The sequence below is a fragment of the Bradyrhizobium sp. IC4059 genome (assembly GCF_020193615.1).
In the GTDB taxonomy this organism is placed as follows: Bacteria; Pseudomonadota; Alphaproteobacteria; order Rhizobiales; family Xanthobacteraceae; genus Bradyrhizobium; species Bradyrhizobium yuanmingense.
Genome location: NZ_JADYVH010000005.1, coordinates 1 through 19,110 on the forward strand (window position 1 = coordinate 1; position 19,110 = coordinate 19,110).

Genomic DNA, 19,110 nt, shown 5'->3' on the forward strand with positions numbered 1-19,110 from the left:
GGGTCTGGGCCTCGGCGGCAAACGGAACGGCCAACGCCGTCGCCGTCAACAGGGCGAGAAGTCGCCCGCGCGGCCGGACGGACGCGGCCAAGTAACGGAAATTCATTGCGGAAAACCCTTTCTGAACGGGAAGTGCCCGAACCGCTCCGAAGCGCCGAACCTGGCCGCCTTGGGCGCGGCTCTCTCCCCGTCAATTGAGGCGGATAAGTGACGGGCTCGACGCTCTTGCGCGATTGGGTGCCTTCTTAACGTGGCCGACGAAAAGATCAATGCCGACAAGCGTCTTTGGCCGGTCTGGCGCGAAAGCCCCATCAAATTCCCTGTGATAAGATTCGCCCGACGGTCCTCGAATCACCTTGTGCCGATGTTCATGTTCCAGCGCCTCTTCGAGGGCCCCGGTCTCCGCCCCTATACGCTTGCCCTTGCACTTGCCGGGATGCTGTCAGCGGGCACCGCCGCGGCCAAGGAGGCTCATGCGATCGCCATGCACGGCAAGCCGGCGATGCCCGCCGGCTTCAGCCACATGCCTTACGCCGACCCCGATGCCCCCAAGGGCGGGCGCCTGACCTGGGGCATTCTCGGCACCTTCGACAGCCTCAATCCCTTCATCGTGAGGGGATTGGCGGTGCAGCCGGTCCGCAACTACGTGGTCGAGAGCCTGCTGGCGCGCGGGCAGGACGAGCCGTTCACGCTCTACGGCCTGCTCGCCAGGACCGTCGAAACCAATGACGAGCGAAGCTTCGTCACCTTCCGTCTCGATCCCCGCGCCCGCTTCTCCGACGGCAAGCCGGTCACGGCCGAGGACGTGCTGTTCTCCTGGCAGCTGCTACGCGACCACGGCCGCCCCAATCACCGGCAGTACTACGGCAAGGTCGCCAAGGCCGAAGCGCTCGATCCCCTCACCGTCCGATTCGACCTGACAGGCGCCAACGACCGCGAGCTGCCGCTGATTCTCGGCCTGATGCCGATCCTGCCGAAGCACGCAATCGACGTCGCGACCTTCGAGGAGACGACGCTGACCGCGCCCATTGGCTCAGGCCCCTATCGCGTCACCGCGGTGAAGCCCGGCACCAGCGTGACGCTTGCGCGCAATCCCGATTATTGGGGCCGCGACCTCGCCATCAATCGCGGGCTCTACAATTTCGACGAGATCCGGCTCGACTATTTTCGCGAGGCCAACGGGCAGTTCGAGGCGTTCAAGCGCGGCCTCTACGATTTCCGCGTCGAGCACGAGCCGCTGCGCTGGCACGACGGCTATGACTTTCCGGCAGCCAAAAGCGGCGAGGTGATCCGCGACACCGTCAAGCCCGGCCTGCCGCAGCCGTCCGAATTCCTGGTGTTCAACACCCGCCGTCCTGTCTTCGCCGACATCCGTGTGCGGCAGGCCCTGACGCTGCTGCTCGATTTCGAGCTGGTGAACCGCAGTTATTTCTTCGGGCTCTATTCGCGCGTGGCCGGCTATTTCGCCGGCTCGGAACTGTCGGCCCATGGTAGGCCTGCGGATGCGCGCGAGCGCGAGCTGCTCAAACCGTTCGCCACACGGATGCCGCCCGACATCCTGGACGGCAGCTACCGCCTGCCGGTCACTGACGGATCAGGCCGCGACCGCACCACGCTGCGCGCCGCGCTGAAGCTGCTGTCGCAGGCCGGCTACGATCTCGACGGCACCGTGCTGCGCAATCGCGCGACCAAGAGCCCCTTCACCTTCGAGATCATGGTCACGACGCGCGACCAGGAGCGCATCGCGCTCGCCTTCCAGCGCGACCTCAGACGCGCCGGCATCGAGGCCAGCGTGCGCTCGGTCGATCCCGTGCAATTCGACCAGCGCCGGCTCGCCTACGAGTTCGACATGATCCAGAACCGCTGGGACCAGTCGCTGTCGCCCGGCAACGAGCAGTACTTCTATTGGGGCAGTGCGGCCGCGGACAATCCGGGCACCCGCAACTACATGGGAGCCAGGGATCCCGCCGTCGATGCTATGATCGCCGCCCTGCTCGAGGCCCGTGAACATACGGATTTCGTTGCGGCGGTGCGCGCGCTCGACCGCGCTCTGATCGCGGGCTTCTACACAATCCCGCTGTTTAACGTATCGGAGCAATGGATCGCGCGCTGGAATCGGATAGAACGGCCCAAGACCACCTCGCTCTCGGGCTATTTGCCGGAGACCTGGTGGTCGAAGGGGCAGCCGCAAGCTCATCAAGCGAAGTGACGCCGTGAACCAGCCAGCAATATCGCCGACGCTCGACACATTGTTTCAGCGCACGCTGATGCGGCAGCCGCACGCGACCGCCCTGCTCGATCCGCTCAACAAGGCACGCATCACCGGGCACCAGCCGCGGCGGATGAGCTATACCGAGGCCGATACCGCCATCGAGGCGCTGTCGGCGCATTTCGTCGAATCCGGCCTGCCCGCCAATTCCGTGATCGCGATCCAGTTGCCCAACACGGTCGAGTTCGTGCTGACCGTGCTCGCCGCCCATCGCGCCGGCCTCGTCGTCGCCGTGCTGCCGCTGCTCTGGCGCCATGCGGAACTGACCGCAGCGCTCAACCGCACCGCCGCGCGCGCCATCGTTACCATGAGCACGGTCGACGGCGTCAGCTATGCTGATCTCGCCATGCACGCCGCGGCCGAGGCGTTCTCGATCCGGCACGTCTACGGCTTCGGAAGCGACCTGCCCGAAGGCATGGCTTCGCTCGACGACGTCCTGGCACGCCCGCCCGGCACCACGCGCGCCGTGATCCAGGACGGCCGCAAGGCGGCCATGATCTCCTTCGACGTCACGGCGGAGGGCTTCCGTCCGGTGCCGCGGCCGCATTTCAGCCTGATCGCGGGCGGCCTTGCGATGTCGCTCGAAGCCGACATCAAGCAGGGCGCGACCGTGATGGCGGCGTTCACGCCGATGTCGTTCGCAGGGCTCGCCTCCTCGCTCGCGGTGTGGCTGCTCTCGGGCGGCACGATGGCGCTGCATCATCCGTTCGAGAACGATGTGCTGGAGCAGCAGATCAACGAGCACCAATGCGAGGTGCTGATCGCGCCGGCGCAGCTCGCGCTGCGGCTCGGCGATGCCGACCTCGCGGCGCGGATGCCGACTTTGCGCAACGTCATCGGCCTGTGGCGCGCGCCCGAGCAGGTCGCGGCGAGCGATGCCTGGATTGCACCGCATGCGCCGCTGACCGACGTCTACCTGTTCGGCGAGGCCGGATTGTTCGGCGCCCGCCGCGGCGAGGACGGCATGCCGGTGCCGGTGATGCCGGGGCCGCACGGCGCTCCGCGCGAGCAGTCCGGCTCCTCCATCGCCGGCGAGATCCTGCTGACGCCGAAGGGCACGCTTGGCCTGCGCGGCGCGATGGTGCCGATCGCGGCCTACGCCCCGCCGCAGCCGGTCGGCGAGACGCTGACGGCGCAGCCGCCGCGCGACTATGTCGACACCGGCTATGCCGCGCGGCTCGATCGCCCGAGCGGCGCGATCTGCATCACAGCGCCGCCCTCCGGCATCATGGCGGTCGGCGGCTATCGCTTCCTCTCAAACGACCTGCAGGAATGGGCGCGCCGGCTCGGCCAGGGCGCGCTGCTCACGGCGCTGCCCGACCGCCTCTCCGGCCACCGGCTCGCCGGGCGCGCCCAGGACAATGCCCGCGCCCGCGAGGCGCTCAGCGAGCTCGGGCTTAACCCCCTGATGGTCGAGGCTTTTCGCGACCGCTCCGGGCCTGTCTAGGCGCGGTTTCAGCGCCTGCGTTGACGCAGCATTAAGGCGGCCAAACTAGATTGCGGCGGCAAATTGTTGCGCGATCAGAGTTTTTACATGTCCCAGGCGGGCCCGATCCTGTTTGTGTCCGATGCCGAACGCCCCGCCTTCGTGGCGGCGCTGGACGAGGCCCGGCTCTTTCCCGTCGTCGACACCGACTGGACCAGCGCGCCGCGCGCGGTCGAAGAGGTGCAGCCGGCCGCGGTTCTCGCTGCGGTCCATGCCGGACACGAGCCGCATGTGACGCGGCTCGCAAAGACGATCACCGCTCAATCGCCTTACCTGCCCTTCGTGGCCCTGGATGCGGCGGGCACGCTGCCGCACAACGCCCTGCCCTTCTCCTCGCGCGGCGGCAATCCCGACCGGCTGATCGCGCGGCTCCGGGCGGCGCTGCGCGTGCGGACATTACACGCAACGGTTCTGCGCCGGCTGCCCGAAGTGAAAATCGCGCTGCCGCAGGGCGATCCCGCACGCGATGCCACCGTGCTCCTGATCGGCCGCGGCGCGGCTTACCCTGCGCTCTCCGTCGCGTTCGGCGAACGCGTCGGCGTGGTCGGTGCGCTCTCGATCGAGGCTGCCGCGAAACACCTCAACACCCGCGATCTCGACGGCGTCGTGCTCGCCGAAGGTTTTACCGCGCGCGTGACCGATGCGTTTCTGACCGTGCTCGCCGAGGACACCCGCTTCCGCAGCCTGCCCGTGGTCGTCACCGCCCACCAGCTCACCCAGAGCTACGACCTTCCCAATCTCGAGCTGATCACCGGCGAGCCGCCGAGGATCGCCGCCAACGCGCTGCCCTTGATCCGCCAGCACGCCATGGAAGCGCAGCTGAGCCGCACGCTGCGCTCGATCGATGCCGGCGGCTGGCTCGATCCGCGCAGCGGCCTGCTCACGGTGGAAGCCTTCGCCCGCGATTTCGCCAAGGCGGTCGAGCAGACGCTCGCCCGCGGCGGCGGCCTCTCGGTCGCCCGCTTCGCCTTCGATCCCAACAATCCCCGCGCCCAGCTCGACGCCGCCCGCATCCTCAGCCGCCTGATGCGGCAGATGGATTTTGGCGCCGCGCAGAAGGACGGCTCGGTCATCGTCGTGTTCGCCGAGACCGACTTCCGCACCGCGCATATGATCGCGCGCCGCCTGTCGGCGGTGATGCGGCACACCTCCAACGGCAAGCACGAGATGCGCAGCGATCCCGTGGTCAGCGTGGACTCGCTGTCGCCGTCGGATACGGCACGCTCGCTGCTGGCGCGCCTGTCGGCGGAGGCATCGAGGGCGGCGTCGTAGTTTTTCGCGAGCTGCAGCAACAACCACCGTCATTGCGAGCGCGCGAAGCAATCCAGAATCCCTCCGCGGAAAGACTCTGGATTGCTTCGTCGCAAGGGCTCCTCGCAATGACGCGGTGAGGCCGGTGCCTCTACGCCGCCTTCTTGCTCTCGGCGAGCTGCGCCAGCTGCCGCATGATCTCCGTCGTGCCCGCGAGCCGCTCCTCCGGCGTTTCCCAGTCCTGCAGGAACACAACCTTCATGTCGGGCCGCACCTTGGCGGCCTGGCCGTAGCTGCGGATGAAGCTCACGAGGCGCTCGGGATGGGCGAAGGAATTGTCGCGGAAGACGATGACGGCGCCCTTCGGGCCGGCGTCGATCTTCTCGACATTGGCCCGGCGGCAGAACGCCTTGATCGCGGCGACCTTGAACAGATAGCGCACCTCGTCCGGCAGCACGCCGAAGCGGTCGCGCATCTCGGCGCCGAAATTCTCGATCTCCTCCTCGGTGTCGAGATCGGCCAGGCGCCGGTACAGCGACAGCCGCACCGAGAGGTCGCTGACATAGTCCTCCGGAATCAGCACGGGCATGCCGATGGTGATCTGGGGCGACCAGCGATCGGCGGCGGGCTCGGAGACGCCGGCCTTGAGGTTGACGATCGCCTCCTCCAGCATCGACTGATAGAGCTCGAAGCCGACCTCCTTGATGTGGCCGGACTGCTCCTCGCCGAGCAAATTGCCGGCGCCGCGGATGTCGAGGTCGTGGGAGGCGAGCTGGAAGCCGGCGCCCAGCGTCTCCAGCGACTGCAGCACGGTGAGCCGGCGCTCGGCCTGCGCGGTGATCTTCTGCTGCGCCGGCAGCGTGAACAGCGCATAGGCCCGCAGCTTGGAGCGGCCGACGCGGCCGCGCAGCTGGTAGAGCTGGGCAAGGCCGAACATGTCGGCGCGATGCACGATCAAAGTGTTGGCGTTGGGGATGTCGAGGCCGGACTCGACTATGGTGGTCGACAACAGAACGTCGAACTTGCCGTCGTAGAACGCGGTCATGATGTCCTCGATCACGGCCGGCGGCATCTGGCCGTGCGCGACCGCGACCTTCATCTCGGGCACGTTCTTGTCGAGGAAGTCCTTGACCTCGGCGAGATCGTCGATACGCGGCACCACGTAGAACGCCTGGCCGCCGCGATAGCGCTCGCGCAGGAGCGCTTCGCGGATCATCAGGGGATCGTGCGGGGCGACGAAGGTTCGCACCGCGAGACGGTCGACCGGGGGCGATGCGATGATCGAGAGCTCGCGGACGCCGGTCAGTGCCAATTGGAGCGTGCGCGGGATCGGGGTCGCCGACAGCGTCAGCACGTGCACCTCGGCGCGCAGCGCCTTCAACCGCTCCTTGTGGCTGACGCCGAAATGCTGCTCCTCGTCGACGATGAGCAGGCCAAGGTCGCGGAATTTGATCGCCTTGCCGAGCAACGCGTGGGTGCCGACGACGATGTCGACCGAGCCGTCGGCGATACCCTTCTTGACCTCGTTGAGCTGCTTGGTCGGGATCAGGCGCGAGGCCTGCGCGACGTTGACCGGGAAGCCTTTGAAGCGCTCGCTGAAGGTCCGGTAGTGCTGACGCGCCAGCAGCGTGGTCGGCACCACGACCGCGACCTGCTTGCCGTCGAGCGCCACGGCGAAGGCGGCGCGCAGCGCCACCTCGGTCTTGCCGAAGCCGACGTCGCCGCAGATCAGGCGATCCATCGGGCGGCCCTTTTCGAGATCCTTCAGCGTGGACTCGATCGCGCCCAGCTGGTCCTCGGTCTCGTCATAGGGGAAGCGTGCGCAGAACTCGTCGTAGACGCCCTGCTGCACCGGCAGCTTCGGCGCTTCGTGCAGCATGCGTTCGGCCGCGATCTTGATCAGCTCGCCCGCGATTTCGCGGATGCGGTTCTTCAGTTTTGCTTTTCGGGTCTGCCAGCCCGAGCCACCGAGCCGATCGAGCTCGACCGTGGTTTGATCAGAGCCGTAACGCGATAAGAGCTCGATGTTCTCGACCGGCAGGAACAGCTTGGTCTCGGCGGCATAATGCAGCTCGAGGCAGTCATGCGGCGCGCCGGCGACGTCCAGCGTCTGCAGGCCGATGAACCGGCCGATGCCGTGATCGACGTGGACGACGATGTCGCCGGCGGTGAGGCTCGTCACCTCCGAGATGAAATTGTCGAGCTTGCGACTGGCCTTGCGCGGCCGCACTAGGCGGTCGCCGAGGATGTCCTGCTCGCTGATGACGGCGATCTCGTCGGTCTCGAAGCCGCTCTCGAGGCCGAGCACGGCGAGCATGGTCTCGTTGCGCGGCGTCGCCTGCACCGTCCGCCACGAATTGACGCTGGTGGTGTGGGCGAGCTTGTGGTCGCGCAGCATCGAGGTCATGCGGTCGCGCGAGCCCTCCGTCCACAGCGCGATCACGACCTTCTTGCGGCTAGCCTGCAGCGCCATGACGTGGCTGACCACGGACTCGAACACGTTGACATTGCTGTCGTTGCGCTCCGGCGCGAAGTCGCGGCCCTTGCGCGCACCCGCATCGACTATGCCAATGCCGTCGGTCGGCACCGAGAACGGCGTCAGCCGCGCCAGCGGGATCGCGCCGAGGCGCTTGCTCCATTCCTCCTCGGTCAGATACAGCCGGTCGGGCGGCAGCGGCTTGTAGATCGCGCCGCCGCCGGGATGCTCCATCGCCTCGCGCCGGGCCTCGTAATAGTCGAGGATCTGCTTGAAGCGCTCGCGCACGGCGTCCTCGGCCTGCGGCTCGATCGCGATTGCCGCGCCTTGCAGATAATCGAACAGCGTGTCCATCCGGTCCTGGAACAGCGGCAGCCAGTGCTCCATGCCGGGATGGCGGCGGCCTTCGCTGACCGCCTCGTACAGCGCATCGTCGCGCTCGGGCGCGCCGAACTCGGCGACATAGCCCATGCGGAAACGGCGGATGGTGTCGGTGACGAGCTGGAACTCGGAGACCGGCACGAGGTCGAGCGAGCGCATGTCGAGCAGCGTGCGCTGGGTCTCCGCGTCGAAGGAGCGGATCGATTCCAGGCTGTCCCCGAAGAAGTCGAACCGCACCGGCTGCTCGAGGCCGGCCGGAAACAGATCCAAAATGCCGCCGCGCACGGCATATTCGCCGGGCTCGCGCACGGTGGAGGAGCGGTTATAGCCGTTGTGCTCGAGCCAGGCGACGACGGTGTCCATCGGCACGACATTGCCCGGCGCGACCGACAGCGCCTGCGCCGCGACCAGCTCGCGCGCGGGCACGCGCTGCACCACCGCGTTCACCGTGGTCAGCACGATCAGCGGCTTGTCGCTGCCGGTGAGCGAGGCCAGCCGCGCCAGCGTGGTCAGGCGCTGGGCGAGAACGCCGCCATGCGGCGAGACGCGGTCATAGGGTTGGCAATCCCAGGCCGGGAAGGTCAGCACCGGCAGATCGGGCGCGAAGAACCTAAGTGCGCGTTCGAGCGACTGCATGCGCCCGCCGTCGCGGCAGACCACGGCGAGGCTGACCGCCGGCTTCTTCGGCCGCGCCGCGATGGCGCGCGCGAGATCGGAGACGACGAGGCCTTCGGCACCTTCCGCGACATTGGCGAGCGTCAGCGCGCGGCCGGGCGCGAGCAGCTCGGCCGGAGATTTCATTCCCTGCTTCATGCGTTGCCGTCCGCGATCGGAAACGCCTTGATGCGGGCAAACAGCGCGCCGGCGACGTCGGCCGGCAGCACCTTGTCGCCGGTGATGGCGGCATAGAGATCGGGATCGTTGACCTCGAGCAAGGTCTCGAGCTGGCTCAGCTCGTCGTCGGACAGATTGCCGATCTCGGCATCCGCGAAGCGGCCGAGGATCAGGTCCATCTCGCGCGTGCCGCGGTGCCAGCAGCGGAACAGAAGCCGCTTGCGGCGGTCATCCAGCCCGCTGCTCGATCGTGTCGTTCCCGTCATGTCTCAAATCCAGTCAAACGCAGAAAGCCCGGACGTGCCGGGCGGGGGTGATATAGCCACTCGGACCCCCGGTGTCAGCCCTTTGTTGCGGGAGGTCGTCCCTCCAATCCGTCATGGCCGGGCATAGCCGTCTGAAGGACGGCGTCGCTTCCGCTCGCCCATGTCCCGGCCATCCACGTCGCGCGGAAAAAAAGCCGTGGATGCCCGGCATAAAGCCGGGCATGACGGCGAGGAACGATCTTAGATTCCCCGAATGCGCCCCAGCCTGCTCAATCCGCTGTTTGCTCCCGTGACCAGCCTGCCCGGCGTCGGTCCGAAGCAGGACAAGCTGTTGCAGTACCTGCTCAGCCGCAGCGAGACGCCGCGGCTGGTCGATCTGCTCTTGCATCTGCCGAGCCAGGTGATCGACCGCCGGGCCCGGCCGAAGATCCGCGACGCGGCCGTTGGAACCATGGTGACGCTGGAGGTCACGGTCGATCGTCACCGCCCGCCGCCGCCGCGCAATTCGCGCGCGCCGTATCTGGTCTACGCCAGCGACGATACCGGCGACGTAGTGCTGACCTTCTTCCGCGCCAAGCTGGGCTTTGTCGAAAAGCTCTTGCCGGTCGGCGAGAAGCGCTTCGTCTCCGGCACGCTGCAAATGTACGACGGCATCCCGCAGATCGTGCATCCCGATCGCGTGCTCGACGAGGAGGCGATCTCCAAGCTGTCAGGGATCGACCCGGTCTATCCGCTGACGGAAGGGCTCGCGCTCGGATCGCTCCGCCGCGCGATCGCGCAGGCGCTGCAAAAGCTTCCCGCGCTGCCGGAATGGATCAGCCCGGAGGTGCTGCGCCGATGTGACTTCCCGCCGATCGCGGAGGCGCTCAATCGCGTGCACCAGCCGGTCGAGCTGACCGACATCTTGCCCGACCGGCCGTTCTGGTCGCGCCTCGCCTTCGACGAGCTCTTGGCCGGCCAGCTCGCGCTCGCCCTGATCCGCGCTCAGCTGCGCCGCCCCGCCGGCGTGCGCAATGCCGGCGACGGACATCTGCGCAACAAGATCATCGATGCCCTTCCTTACGCGCTCACACCGTCACAGCGCAACGCTGCGGCGGCGATTGCCGAAGACCTCAAGCAGCCGCTGCGCATGCTGCGCCTGCTGCAAGGTGACGTCGGCTCCGGCAAGACCGTGGTGGCGCTGCTCGCGGCCGCCGCGGTCGCCGAGGTCGGCAAGCAGGCCGCGCTGATGGCCCCGACCGAGATCCTGGCGCGCCAGCACATCAAGACCATCGCTCCGCTCGCCGAGCGCGCGGGATTGCGGGTCGCGATCCTCACCGGCCGCGAGAAGGGCAAGGAGCGGCGCGAGATCATCACTCAGCTCGCCGACGGCGAGATCGACCTGCTCGTCGGCACCCATGCGCTGATCCAGGACGATGTCGTGTTCAGGGATCTCGCGCTCGCCATCGTCGACGAGCAGCACCGTTTCGGCGTGCGCGAGCGCCTCGCGCTGACGTCCAAGGGCGAGGCTGTCGACGTGCTGGTGCTGAGCGCAACGCCGATCCCGCGCACGCTGGTGCTGACCTATTTCGGCGATATGGACATCTCCGAGCTGCGCGAAAAGCCGGCCGGCCGCCAGCCCATCGATACCCGCGCCGTCCCGATGAGCCGCATCGGCGAGGTCATGGAAGGCGTCGGCCGTGCGCTCGAAGCCGGCAAGCTGGTCTACTGGATCTGCCCGCTGGTCGAGGAGTCGGAGGCGGAGGGCACCGAGCATCTCACCAACGCCACCAAGCGTTTCGAGACCCTGCAAAAGCGCTTCGGCGATCGCGTCGGCCTCGTCCACGGCCAGATGAAGGGCACCGAGAAGGACCGCGTCATGGCCCAGTTCGCCGCGCACGACATCGGCCTGCTGGTCGCCACCACCGTGGTCGAGGTCGGCGTCGACGTTCCGGCCGCCACCATCATGGTGATCGAGAACGCCGAGCGTTTCGGTCTTGCCCAGCTCCACCAGCTCCGCGGCCGCATCGGGCGCGGCTCCGAAGCATCGACCTGCATCCTGCTCTATGGCGAGCCGCTCGGCGAGATGTCGAAGGCGCGGCTGAAAGTGATCCGCGAGACCACCGACGGCTTCCGCATCGCCGAGGAAGACCTGAAGCTGCGCGGCGAAGGCGACGTGCTGGGAGTGCGCCAGAGCGGCCTGCCCGGCTACCGCATCGCGCGCCCGGAGGTGCATGGCCAGTTGATCGCCCAGGCCAGAGACGAGGCGCTGCGGATCCTCAAGGAGGATCCGAAGCTGAAGGGCGAACGCGGCGAAGCGCTGCGGTGCCTGCTGTATCTCTATGAGCGCGACGAGGCGATTCCGCTGATCGGAGCGGGCTAACTTTGAGGCAGTGCCGCAAGATTCGTGACAGACGCAAAGGCACCGGAACCTCCACGTCATTGCGAGCGCAGCGAAGCAATCCAGAATCTTCCCGCGGAGGCAGCCTGGATTGCTTCGCTGCGCTCGCAATGACGTGTTGAGAGAGCGAGAATGCGCGCGATCAGGCCTTCTTCCGCGCGATGCTCGCCGCGAAGGTCTTCATCAATCCCGCATCCACAGCCTCCCCCTTCGCATCCTCCGCCAGATGCTCGAACCACCGCGCAAAGCCCTCGTAGATCTGGCTGGCCGGATGATCGGGCCCGAGGAATCCTGAAATCTCCCGCATCTCGGCGACCCAGCGATAGGCCTTCGGGATCATGTCGGGCAGCGCGACTTCGAGCCGCGCCAAGATGGCGGGCTGGCTCAGCGCGAGCTCGTCGCGCAGTGCATCGGCCGCGCCCGCCTTCGTGGCTGCGATCACCATCGCCGATCCGATGCCGGCGAGGCCCTTGACGATGCCGGCATAGGACATTTTCAACGCCGAGGCCGCGCCGACCGGGCCTTCGACGATCCGCACGTCGAGGCCGAGATCCCCAAGCACGGCAACGTCCTTGGCATGCTCGCCCGACATGTAGAAGGCCGGGCTCTTGCCACCTGGCTGCGGCGGAAAGCCGATGATGCCGGCATCGACGAACGGCGCCTGCGCCGACCCGATGATCTCCTCAATTCTTTGCACGGTATCGACATTGACGGCGTTGCAATCGACCACGACCGGCTTCTTCTCGCGCCTGACGATCAGCGCGGCCAGCCGTTCGGCCAGCGCGACGGCTTCGCCCGGCGGCACGATCGAGAGGATGATGTCGGCGTCCGCGATCGCATCGTCCTCGGCGCCGACCATTCCGGCGTCCGCGGCGCGTTTGCGCGTCGCCTCGCTCCGCCCCTTGAGCGACGTCAGCACGCGCGCACCGTTCTCGCTGAGGCGCCGGGCCACGGCGCTGCCCATGGCGCCGGGGGCGAGGATCGCAATGGTTTTGGACATCGTGCACTCCAGGTCGAATTCCGAGCGGCAGGTTCGGTCGACCTGAGACTAACAGAGGACGAATGCGCCCGCGTGAACGCGACCATCCCGCGGCGGAATGGCCCTACTCCGCCTTCGCAGGCTCGGGCCGGAGCGTGGAGGCATTGGCAATCCGCGCAGCATTCGCCATGCCCGCAAGCGCGGCCGCCTTCTTCGGATCGGGCGACGAGCCCGGCTGCACCACGCCGGCCGACATGATCAGCGTCGCGGCGTCCTCGGCGGTGAGATCGACCTCGATGATCTTGCTTTTGGGGACATAGAAGAAGAAGCCCGTGGTCGGGTTCGGCGAGCACGGCAGGAACACCGACACGTGCTCCTCCTGCCCCGGCAGGCTGCGCGAGATGTCCTCGTTCGGCGACTGCGAGATCAGCACGATCGACCACATGCCCGGCGAAGGAAACTCGACCAGGCCCACTTTCCGGAAGCTCGAGCCCTTGCCCGAGAACAGCGTCTCGAACACCTGCTTCAGGCCGCGATAGATCGCGCGCACCGCCGGGATCCGGCCGAGAAAGGTCTCGCCGACATCGACCAGCGTGCGGCCGATCAGATTGGCCGCGAGGAAGCCGACCAGCGTCAGCGTGAAGAATGCGACAATCAGTCCCCAGCCGGGAATGACGTAGGGAAGATAGGTTTCCGGCCGGTAGGCCAGCGGCACGAACGGCCGCACCACGCCGTCGACCCAGGTAACGAACCACCAGACCAGATAGAGGGTGATCGCGATCGGCCCCGTCACCACGAGGCCGGTCAGGAAATAATTGCGGAAACGGCCCATCAGGCCGGTATGCGGTTCCGGAACGGGATCAAGAGGCGCAGGCGCGTCGTCGCGGGGGGTCATTCGGGTTCCAGGTCGGTCGCTACCACAAGCTAGGGTCTTCTAGCAGGTTTTGGAAGAGAGCGGCCGATCGATATCCAGATTGCCTATTCCACGGTCACCGATTTTGCGAGGTTGCGCGGCTGGTCGACGTCGGTCCCCATCACGACGGCCGTGTGATAGGCGAGCAGCTGCACCGGGACAGCATAGACCATCGGCGTGAAGGCTGCTGCCATATCGGGCATGACGATGGTGACGAGGGACTCGACCGTCGCCTCCGCCGCGCCCTTGGCATCGGTCATCAGAATGATGTTGCCGCCGCGCGCGGCGACCTCCTGCATGTTGGAGACGGTCTTCTCGAACACGCGGTCGTGGGGTGCGATGACGACGACCGGCATGGTCTCGTCGATCAGCGCGATGGGGCCGTGCTTGAGCTCGCCGGCGGCATAGCCCTCGGCGTGGATGTAGGAGATCTCCTTCAGCTTGAGCGCGCCTTCGAGCGCCAGCGGGAAGCTGGTGCCGCGGCCGAGATAGAGCACGTCGCGCGACTTGGCGATCCGGTGCGCCAGCTTCTCGATCTGGAGCTCGCTCGTGAGCGCATCGGCCATCAGGCGCGGAACCTCGACGAGCCCGTGGACCAGCTTGGTCTCGTCCTCGTCCGACAATTCGCCGCGCGCCTTGCCGGCCGCGATCGCAAGGTTTGCCAGCACCATGAGCTGGCAGGTGAACGCCTTGGTCGAGGCGACGCCGATCTCGGGTCCCGCCAGCGTCTGCAGCACCGTCTCGCTCTCGCGCGCGATCGTCGAGGTCGGCACGTTGACGACCGCGATCGTGTGCACGCCCTCGGCCTTGGCATAGCGCAGCGCCGCCAGCGTGTCGGCGGTCTCGCCCGACTGCGAGATGAAGATGGCGAGGTCGCCCTTGCGCAAGGGGGCCTCGCGGTAGCGGAATTCGGAGGCGACGTCGACCTCGACCGGCAGGCGCGCAAAGCGCTCGAACCAGTATTTGGCGACGAACCCGGCATAGCTCGCTGTGCCGCAAGCGGTGATGTTGATGCGCTGGATGTTCTTGAAATCGAACGGCAGCTTGACCGGTAGCGCGACGCGCTCGGTCGCCATATCGACGTAGCGCGCCAGCGTGTGGCCGACCACCTCGGGCTGCTCATGGATCTCCTTGGCCATGAAGTGACGGTAATTGGCCTTGTCGACCAGCGAGGTCGAGGCGGCGTGCCTGATCTTGTCGCGCTGGACGGCATGGCCGTCCTTGTCGAAGATCGCGGCGCTCTTGCGGGTCAGCACCGCCCAGTCGCCGTCCTCGAGATAGCTGATCGTGTCGGTGAACGGGCCGAGCGCGATGGCGTCCGAGCCGAGATACATCTCGCCGTCGCCGTAGCCGATCGCCAGCGGCGGGCCGTTGCGGGCGCCGATCATGAGGTCGTTGTCGCCGGCGAAGATGAAGCCGAGCGCGAAGGCGCCGCGCAGGCGCGCCAGCGTCAGCTTCACCGCTTCCACGGGCTTATTGCCGCGCGTGAGCAAATCGTCGACGAGATGCAGCACGATCTCGGTGTCGGTCTCGGTGTGGAACACCGTGCCCTTCTTTTCGAGCTCCTCGCGCAGCTCGCGGAAATTCTCGATGATGCCGTTGTGGACCACGGCGACGCGCTCGGTCGCGTGCGGGTGGGCGTTGTTGACGGTCGGCTTGCCGTGGGTGGCCCAGCGCGTGTGACCGATGCCGGTGGTACCCTTGAGCGGCTCGGCCTCCAGCCGCTTCTCCAGATTCTTCAGCTTGCCCTCGGCGCGGCGGCGCTCCAGGTGCTTGCCTTCGAGCGTGGCCACGCCCGCGGAATCGTAGCCGCGATATTCGAGGCGTTTGAGCGAATCCACCAATTGCTCTGCAACCGGCTCGCGCCCGAGAATGCCGACAATCCCGCACATGCGGATCACTATCCCCCAAATCGTCGAAAAATCGCCTAAACGACGCGCTTGGTTTTTAGCGAAAATCGCAGGGAACCAGATACTCAATAATTATTGCTGATTGAGACAGCACGGGCCCGCGACCGCTGCGTCGTCTGCGTCGTCTGCGTCGAATTGGCCGGCTTAAACCGCGCACGTTAACCAATTGTCAATACATTTGGCCAACGATTCCGGTCAGGAGAACCAGGCCATGAAAGGCTCATCCGACCGCAAGGGTCTGTCGTCGATGAATCTGCGCGCCAGCGAGACCACGGGCACGCACCTTGCGCATTGGCCGCCGCCGCTGCGCGGCAAAGAGAACAAGCCCCTCTTCATCAAGCATCCCGAAGGCGAGCCGGTGAAGCGCGCCAAGCCGCGCGGCTGGCGCCTGACCCGCGCGATCTTCTCCGAATTCGCCGACGAAGAATAGCGCCGCTCACGTCTCCGGCTTCTTGCCGCCGGTCTTCATCTCGCGATAGCGCGCCGCGCCGCCTTCCCGGATGGTCTGCGGGCTCCGCTCCAGCGCCATCGCGTCGTCGGGGACGTCCTTCGTGATCACCGAGCCCGAGCCGATATAGGCACCATTGCCGATCGTTACCGGGGCGACCAGCGAGGAGTTGGTGCCGACGAAGGCGCCCTTTCCGATCACCGTCTTGTGCTTCTTGAAGCCATCGTAGTTGCAGGTGATGGTGCCGGCGCCGATGTTGGAATTGGCGCCGACGGTGGCATCGCCGATATAGGAGAGATGGTTGACCTTGACGCCGGCCTCAAGCGTCGCCGCCTTGGTCTCCACGAAATTGCCGATGCGCGCGCCGTCGCCGAGCGAGGTGCCGGGACGCAGCCGCGCATAGGGTCCGATCGAGACCTTCTTGCCGAGCGTAGTCTCGACGATATGCGAGAACGAGTGGATCACCGCGCCGTCCGCGATCGACACGCCGGGGCCGATCACCACGAACGGCTCGATCGTCACGTCCTTGCCGAACACGGTGTCAGTGGACAGATACACCGTCTCCGGCGCGACCAGCGTGACGCCGGCCTCCATCGCCGCCTTGCGCAAGCGCGCCTGCATTACGGCTTCGGCCTCGGCCAGCTGCGCCTTGGTGTTGATGCCGCGCACCTCGTCCTCGCTGGTTTCGATCACCACCGACTCCCATCCCTGCCTGCGGACGATTTCGACCGCATCCGTCAGATAATATTCGCCCTTGGAATTGGCATTGCCGATCTGCCCGAGAATGTCGAGCGCACGGCGGCCGTCGATCGCCATCACGCCGGCGTTGCACAGATCGATCTTGCGCTCGTCCGCGCTGGCATCGGCCTGCTCGCGGATCGCAACCAGGCGGTCGCCCTCGACGATGAAGCGGCCGTAGCCGGTCGGGTCGGCGGCGCGAAAGCCGAGCGCGGCAATGGCTGCGCCGCGGGCGAGCGGCGCGCGCAGCCGCGCAAAGGTCTCGGCCGAGATCAGCGGCGTGTCGCCGAACGCGATGAGGAGATCGTCGGCGCCGCTCGCGATCGCCTCGCGCGCCGCCAGTACCGCATGCGCGGTGCCGAGCCGCTCGGCCTGCACGAAGGTCAGCGCGTCGGGACGGATGCGCTTGGCTTCGTCGGCGACCGCCTGATGATCGGGACCGATCACGACCGCGAGCGAGGTGCCGGTTCCCTTGGGTGCGGCGGCGAGGACATGCGCGAGCAGACTCTGGTGCGCGACCGGATGCAGCACCTTCGGCAGGCTCGATCGCATGCGCGTACCTTCGCCGGCGGCGAGCACGATCGTGAGGCTGGAACGGGCGGTCATCGAAATCCTGACAGCTATGGCCGAATCAAATTGGCGCGGACGGGCGGCAACGCCCTCGGAAGCTATCGCCTTGCTACCCCCGCAAACGCCCGGAATTCAAGTGCGGCGCGCTTTTCCTGTTAATGTTCCCTGATTGATTCGGGGAAGCCGGACGGGGCTGGGCGCTTAACATTCATGGCAAAGGATTCCGACCCACTGGCGGACGCTTTCTCCACCAAGGAGACCGGCGGGCTGTTCTCCGGACTTTTGGCCGAGGAAAGCGCCTTCGACCGGCGCATGATGTGGCGGCTGGGCTCGTGGGGCGTGGCGGCCGTCGGCGCCGTCGTCATTGCCCTGATGGCCAACCAGGCCCAGCTCGGCTGGCGGCGCGACCAGGTTGCGTCCGCCGATCTCGTGCGCCAGGCCGACCGGCTGCAGCTGCTGACCAAGGAGAGCCAGAACGAAGCGCGCCGGCTCGCCGCCGCGATCGAGACGCTGAACAGCGACCGCGACCGGCTGTATTCGCGCGTCACCGTGCTGGAGCAAGGGCTCGATTCCGTCACCGGCGCCATAGCGAAGCAAGCGGCCGCGCCGCCGCCGGGCGCGAAGCCGCAGGACGCAGCACCCGCGGCTCCCAATGTCGCGCCGGTTGCTTCGACGCCGACGGCGACGAGCGAGAAGCCGCGCAGCGAAGCCGCCAAGGATGCTCAGAAGGATTCGCCAAAGGATGCTCAGAAGGAAACGTTGAAGGAGCCGCCGAGCCCGCCGCCGCAGACCGCGGCCGCCGCCTCGCTCGTGCAACAGAATCCGGCCATGACTTCGGCGCTGCCGACCATTCCGCTGGTGCCCGCCAAGTCGCTCATGGCGCCACCTGATCCGGCCGCATCGAAACTGATTCAACCTGAGACAGCCGAGCAGAAGGCCGAGCCGGCGCCCGCCGCAGCCGAAATCGTGGCGGCAGCAACCAAGCCGCCAGAGCCAGCCGAGAGCGAATCCCCTGCCATCGCCGTTCAGCAGACGCGCTTTGCGATCGATCTCGGCGGTGCCAACTCGATCGACGGCCTGCGCGCGCTCTGGCGCGGCGTGACCAAGTCCAACCCGGAGATCGCAGCGCTGCGGCCGATCATCATGATCAAGGAAGGCAACACCGGCCTCGGCATGCAGCTCCGCCTGGGCGCCGGCCCCCTGGTCAATGCCGCCGCCGCCGCAAAATTCTGCGCGGGTCTCGCCGAGAGCAATCGTCACTGCGAGACCACCGTGTTCGATGGCCAGCGCCTGTCGATGCGTGGCGGTCCGGACAAGGTACAAGACAAGACGCAAGAGAAGACTCAGGACAGAGTCCCGGACAAGGGTTCGGAGACGAGCCAGGACGCTGGCCCTGCAGCCGAAACGGCGCCTGTGTCGAGCGCGAAGCCTGAAAAGCCGCAACGCCGCCGCAGCTACTCCTCAAAACGCACCAAGCGCGACGAGCCCGCCCCCGCTCCCGCCGCGCAGCCGGCGCCAGCACCGGCGAAACCGGAGGCGGCAGCGTCGTCCGCGGGATCGACGCTGTCGTCGTTCTTCAGGCGACAATGACGCCTCGGTCCCGGCGCGCACGCAGCCAGCATGCGACCAACGGACGCTTGGACCTCGGCCGCGCTTGGCAGCAAGTTCGCAGGTCCATGTCCGACGTGCGCGAAGCGTCGCCCCTCCAGAAACGCGGGTCTTGATGAACGAACTGGATGATGTGCTGAGGCTACTCGTCGCGGCGGCTACGGGCCTCGTGATCGGCATCGACCGCGACATGAACGACAAGCCGGTGGGCATGCGCACCCTGGCGCTGGTGGCCTTGGGCTCTGCGCTGATCTCGATTTCCGTGATCGAGTTTCAGAATTTGCGCGACCACCCGGATGCAGTCTCGAGGGTGGTCCAAGGCATTGTTACCGGCGTGCTGAGCGGCGTCGGCTTCATCGGTGCGGGCGTCATCCTGCACGACGTCAAGGCCAAGACGGTTCATGGCCTCACTACCGCGGCGACTGTCTGGATCGCTGCCGGTCTTGGCATCGCCTGCGCGCTGGGCGCCTGGCTGCTGGTGGGCGCCGCCATCGCAGTCACGTTATTCGTGCTGTTCGCGCTCAGCTGGCTCGAACGTCGCCTGGGGTTGAAGTAAGTCTGGTAGTCGCACATGGCCGGTGAGCGGCTTCATGCCTCCGCC

At 66.9% G+C, this 19,110-nt stretch carries 13 protein-coding genes and 1 pseudogene; 7 read left to right on the forward strand and 7 right to left on the reverse strand.

Annotated features, from left to right (window positions below):
• A pseudogene (locus tag I6F12_RS16545) lies at window positions 1-106 on the reverse strand (invasion associated locus B family protein); the annotation flags it as partial.
• 258 nt (window positions 107-364) lie between these two features.
• Between I6F12_RS16545 and I6F12_RS16550 the strand changes: the two are divergent.
• From I6F12_RS16550 to I6F12_RS16560, 3 genes are all read left to right on the forward strand, one after another.
• Window positions 365-2,209 carry an extracellular solute-binding protein gene (locus I6F12_RS16550; protein ID WP_225157006.1) on the forward strand — a complete coding sequence of 615 codons (1,845 nt, stop codon included), beginning with the start codon at window positions 365-367 and terminating at the stop codon, window positions 2,207-2,209.
• A 4-nt stretch (window positions 2,210-2,213) separates the two neighbouring features.
• Window positions 2,214-3,716, forward strand: a complete 1,503-nt coding sequence (locus I6F12_RS16555; RefSeq protein WP_225156851.1) for a class I adenylate-forming enzyme family protein — start codon at window positions 2,214-2,216, stop codon at window positions 3,714-3,716.
• A gap of 87 nt (window positions 3,717-3,803) precedes the next feature.
• The gene (locus tag I6F12_RS16560) at window positions 3,804-5,027 is read left to right on the forward strand and encodes a hypothetical protein (RefSeq protein ID WP_036012502.1); all 1,224 of its coding nucleotides are present in this window, start codon (window positions 3,804-3,806) and stop codon (window positions 5,025-5,027) included.
• A gap of 130 nt (window positions 5,028-5,157) precedes the next feature.
• Here I6F12_RS16560 and mfd read toward each other — a convergent pair whose 3' ends face one another.
• Both mfd and I6F12_RS16570 read right to left on the reverse strand, forming a co-directional pair.
• Window positions 5,158-8,676 carry a transcription-repair coupling factor gene (gene mfd, locus I6F12_RS16565; protein ID WP_225156852.1) on the reverse strand — a complete coding sequence of 1,173 codons (3,519 nt, stop codon included), beginning with the start codon at window positions 8,674-8,676 and terminating at the stop codon, window positions 5,158-5,160.
• Complete coding sequence (locus I6F12_RS16570; protein ID WP_036012510.1) at window positions 8,673-8,963, reverse strand: succinate dehydrogenase assembly factor 2; 291 nt, start codon at window positions 8,961-8,963, stop codon at window positions 8,673-8,675. Before I6F12_RS16570 ends, mfd begins: the two co-directional genes overlap by 4 nt.
• A gap of 253 nt (window positions 8,964-9,216) precedes the next feature.
• Between I6F12_RS16570 and recG the strand changes: the two genes are divergently transcribed.
• A complete protein-coding gene (gene recG, locus I6F12_RS16575) occupies window positions 9,217-11,325 on the forward strand; it encodes an ATP-dependent DNA helicase RecG (protein ID WP_225156853.1) in 2,109 nt (702 codons plus the stop codon).
• A gap of 160 nt (window positions 11,326-11,485) precedes the next feature.
• Here recG and I6F12_RS16580 read toward each other — a convergent pair whose 3' ends face one another.
• The 3 genes from I6F12_RS16580 to glmS all read right to left on the reverse strand — a co-directional run bounded on the left by I6F12_RS16580 (window position 11,486) and on the right by glmS (window position 15,127).
• Complete coding sequence (locus tag I6F12_RS16580; RefSeq protein ID WP_225139961.1) at window positions 11,486-12,343, reverse strand: NAD(P)-dependent oxidoreductase; 858 nt, start codon at window positions 12,341-12,343, stop codon at window positions 11,486-11,488.
• A gap of 103 nt (window positions 12,344-12,446) precedes the next feature.
• A complete protein-coding gene (locus tag I6F12_RS16585; protein WP_036012517.1) occupies window positions 12,447-13,217 on the reverse strand; it encodes a DUF502 domain-containing protein in 771 nt (256 codons plus the stop codon).
• Window positions 13,218-13,300: 83 nt separating this feature from the next.
• On the reverse strand, window positions 13,301-15,127 hold the full coding sequence (gene glmS / locus I6F12_RS16590; RefSeq protein ID WP_036039717.1) for a glutamine--fructose-6-phosphate transaminase (isomerizing): 1,827 nt from the start codon (window positions 15,125-15,127) through the stop codon (window positions 13,301-13,303).
• 229 nt (window positions 15,128-15,356) lie between these two features.
• On the opposite strand from glmS, the gene I6F12_RS16595 reads away from it, so the two are divergent.
• Window positions 15,357-15,575 (forward strand): hypothetical protein, encoded by a 219-nt coding sequence (locus tag I6F12_RS16595; protein ID WP_225133654.1) that lies wholly within the window; start codon window positions 15,357-15,359, stop codon window positions 15,573-15,575.
• 6 nt (window positions 15,576-15,581) lie between these two features.
• Here the strand turns inward: I6F12_RS16595 and glmU are convergent, their stop codons facing one another.
• Window positions 15,582-16,937: a bifunctional UDP-N-acetylglucosamine diphosphorylase/glucosamine-1-phosphate N-acetyltransferase GlmU gene (glmU, locus tag I6F12_RS16600; protein ID WP_225156854.1), complete on the reverse strand. Its 1,356-nt coding sequence runs from the start codon at window positions 16,935-16,937 to the stop codon at window positions 15,582-15,584.
• Between the two features lie 174 nt (window positions 16,938-17,111).
• On the opposite strand from glmU, the gene I6F12_RS16605 reads away from it, so the two are divergent.
• Window positions 17,112-18,491 carry a hypothetical protein gene (locus tag I6F12_RS16605; protein WP_225156855.1) on the forward strand — a complete coding sequence of 460 codons (1,380 nt, stop codon included), beginning with the start codon at window positions 17,112-17,114 and terminating at the stop codon, window positions 18,489-18,491.
• A gap of 133 nt (window positions 18,492-18,624) precedes the next feature.
• Window positions 18,625-19,065 carry an MgtC/SapB family protein gene (locus I6F12_RS16610; protein WP_036012541.1) on the forward strand — a complete coding sequence of 147 codons (441 nt, stop codon included), beginning with the start codon at window positions 18,625-18,627 and terminating at the stop codon, window positions 19,063-19,065.
• The last annotated feature ends 45 nt before the right edge of the window (window positions 19,066-19,110 follow it).

What these genes read in the sequence shown, in the direction of transcription:
- I6F12_RS16595 (WP_225133654.1), top strand. Translation starts at nt 15,357, where the DNA reads ATGAAAGGCTCATCCGACCGCAAGGGTCTGTCGTCGATGAATCTGCGC.
- I6F12_RS16605 (WP_225156855.1), top strand. Translation starts at nt 17,112, where the DNA reads ATGGCAAAGGATTCCGACCCACTGGCGGACGCTTTCTCCACCAAGGAG.
- recG (WP_225156853.1), top strand. Translation starts at nt 9,217, where the DNA reads ATGCGCCCCAGCCTGCTCAATCCGCTGTTTGCTCCCGTGACCAGCCTG.
- I6F12_RS16550 (WP_225157006.1), top strand. Translation starts at nt 365, where the DNA reads ATGTTCATGTTCCAGCGCCTCTTCGAGGGCCCCGGTCTCCGCCCCTAT.
- I6F12_RS16570 (WP_036012510.1), bottom strand. Translation starts at nt 8,963, where the DNA reads ATGACGGGAACGACACGATCGAGCAGCGGGCTGGATGACCGCCGCAAG.
- I6F12_RS16560 (WP_036012502.1), top strand. Translation starts at nt 3,804, where the DNA reads ATGTCCCAGGCGGGCCCGATCCTGTTTGTGTCCGATGCCGAACGCCCC.
- I6F12_RS16585 (WP_036012517.1), bottom strand. Translation starts at nt 13,217, where the DNA reads ATGACCCCCCGCGACGACGCGCCTGCGCCTCTTGATCCCGTTCCGGAA.
- I6F12_RS16610 (WP_036012541.1), top strand. Translation starts at nt 18,625, where the DNA reads ATGAACGAACTGGATGATGTGCTGAGGCTACTCGTCGCGGCGGCTACG.
- I6F12_RS16580 (WP_225139961.1), bottom strand. Translation starts at nt 12,343, where the DNA reads ATGTCCAAAACCATTGCGATCCTCGCCCCCGGCGCCATGGGCAGCGCC.
- glmS (WP_036039717.1), bottom strand. Translation starts at nt 15,127, where the DNA reads ATGTGCGGGATTGTCGGCATTCTCGGGCGCGAGCCGGTTGCAGAGCAA.
- mfd (WP_225156852.1), bottom strand. Translation starts at nt 8,676, where the DNA reads ATGAAGCAGGGAATGAAATCTCCGGCCGAGCTGCTCGCGCCCGGCCGC.
- glmU (WP_225156854.1), bottom strand. Translation starts at nt 16,937, where the DNA reads ATGACCGCCCGTTCCAGCCTCACGATCGTGCTCGCCGCCGGCGAAGGT.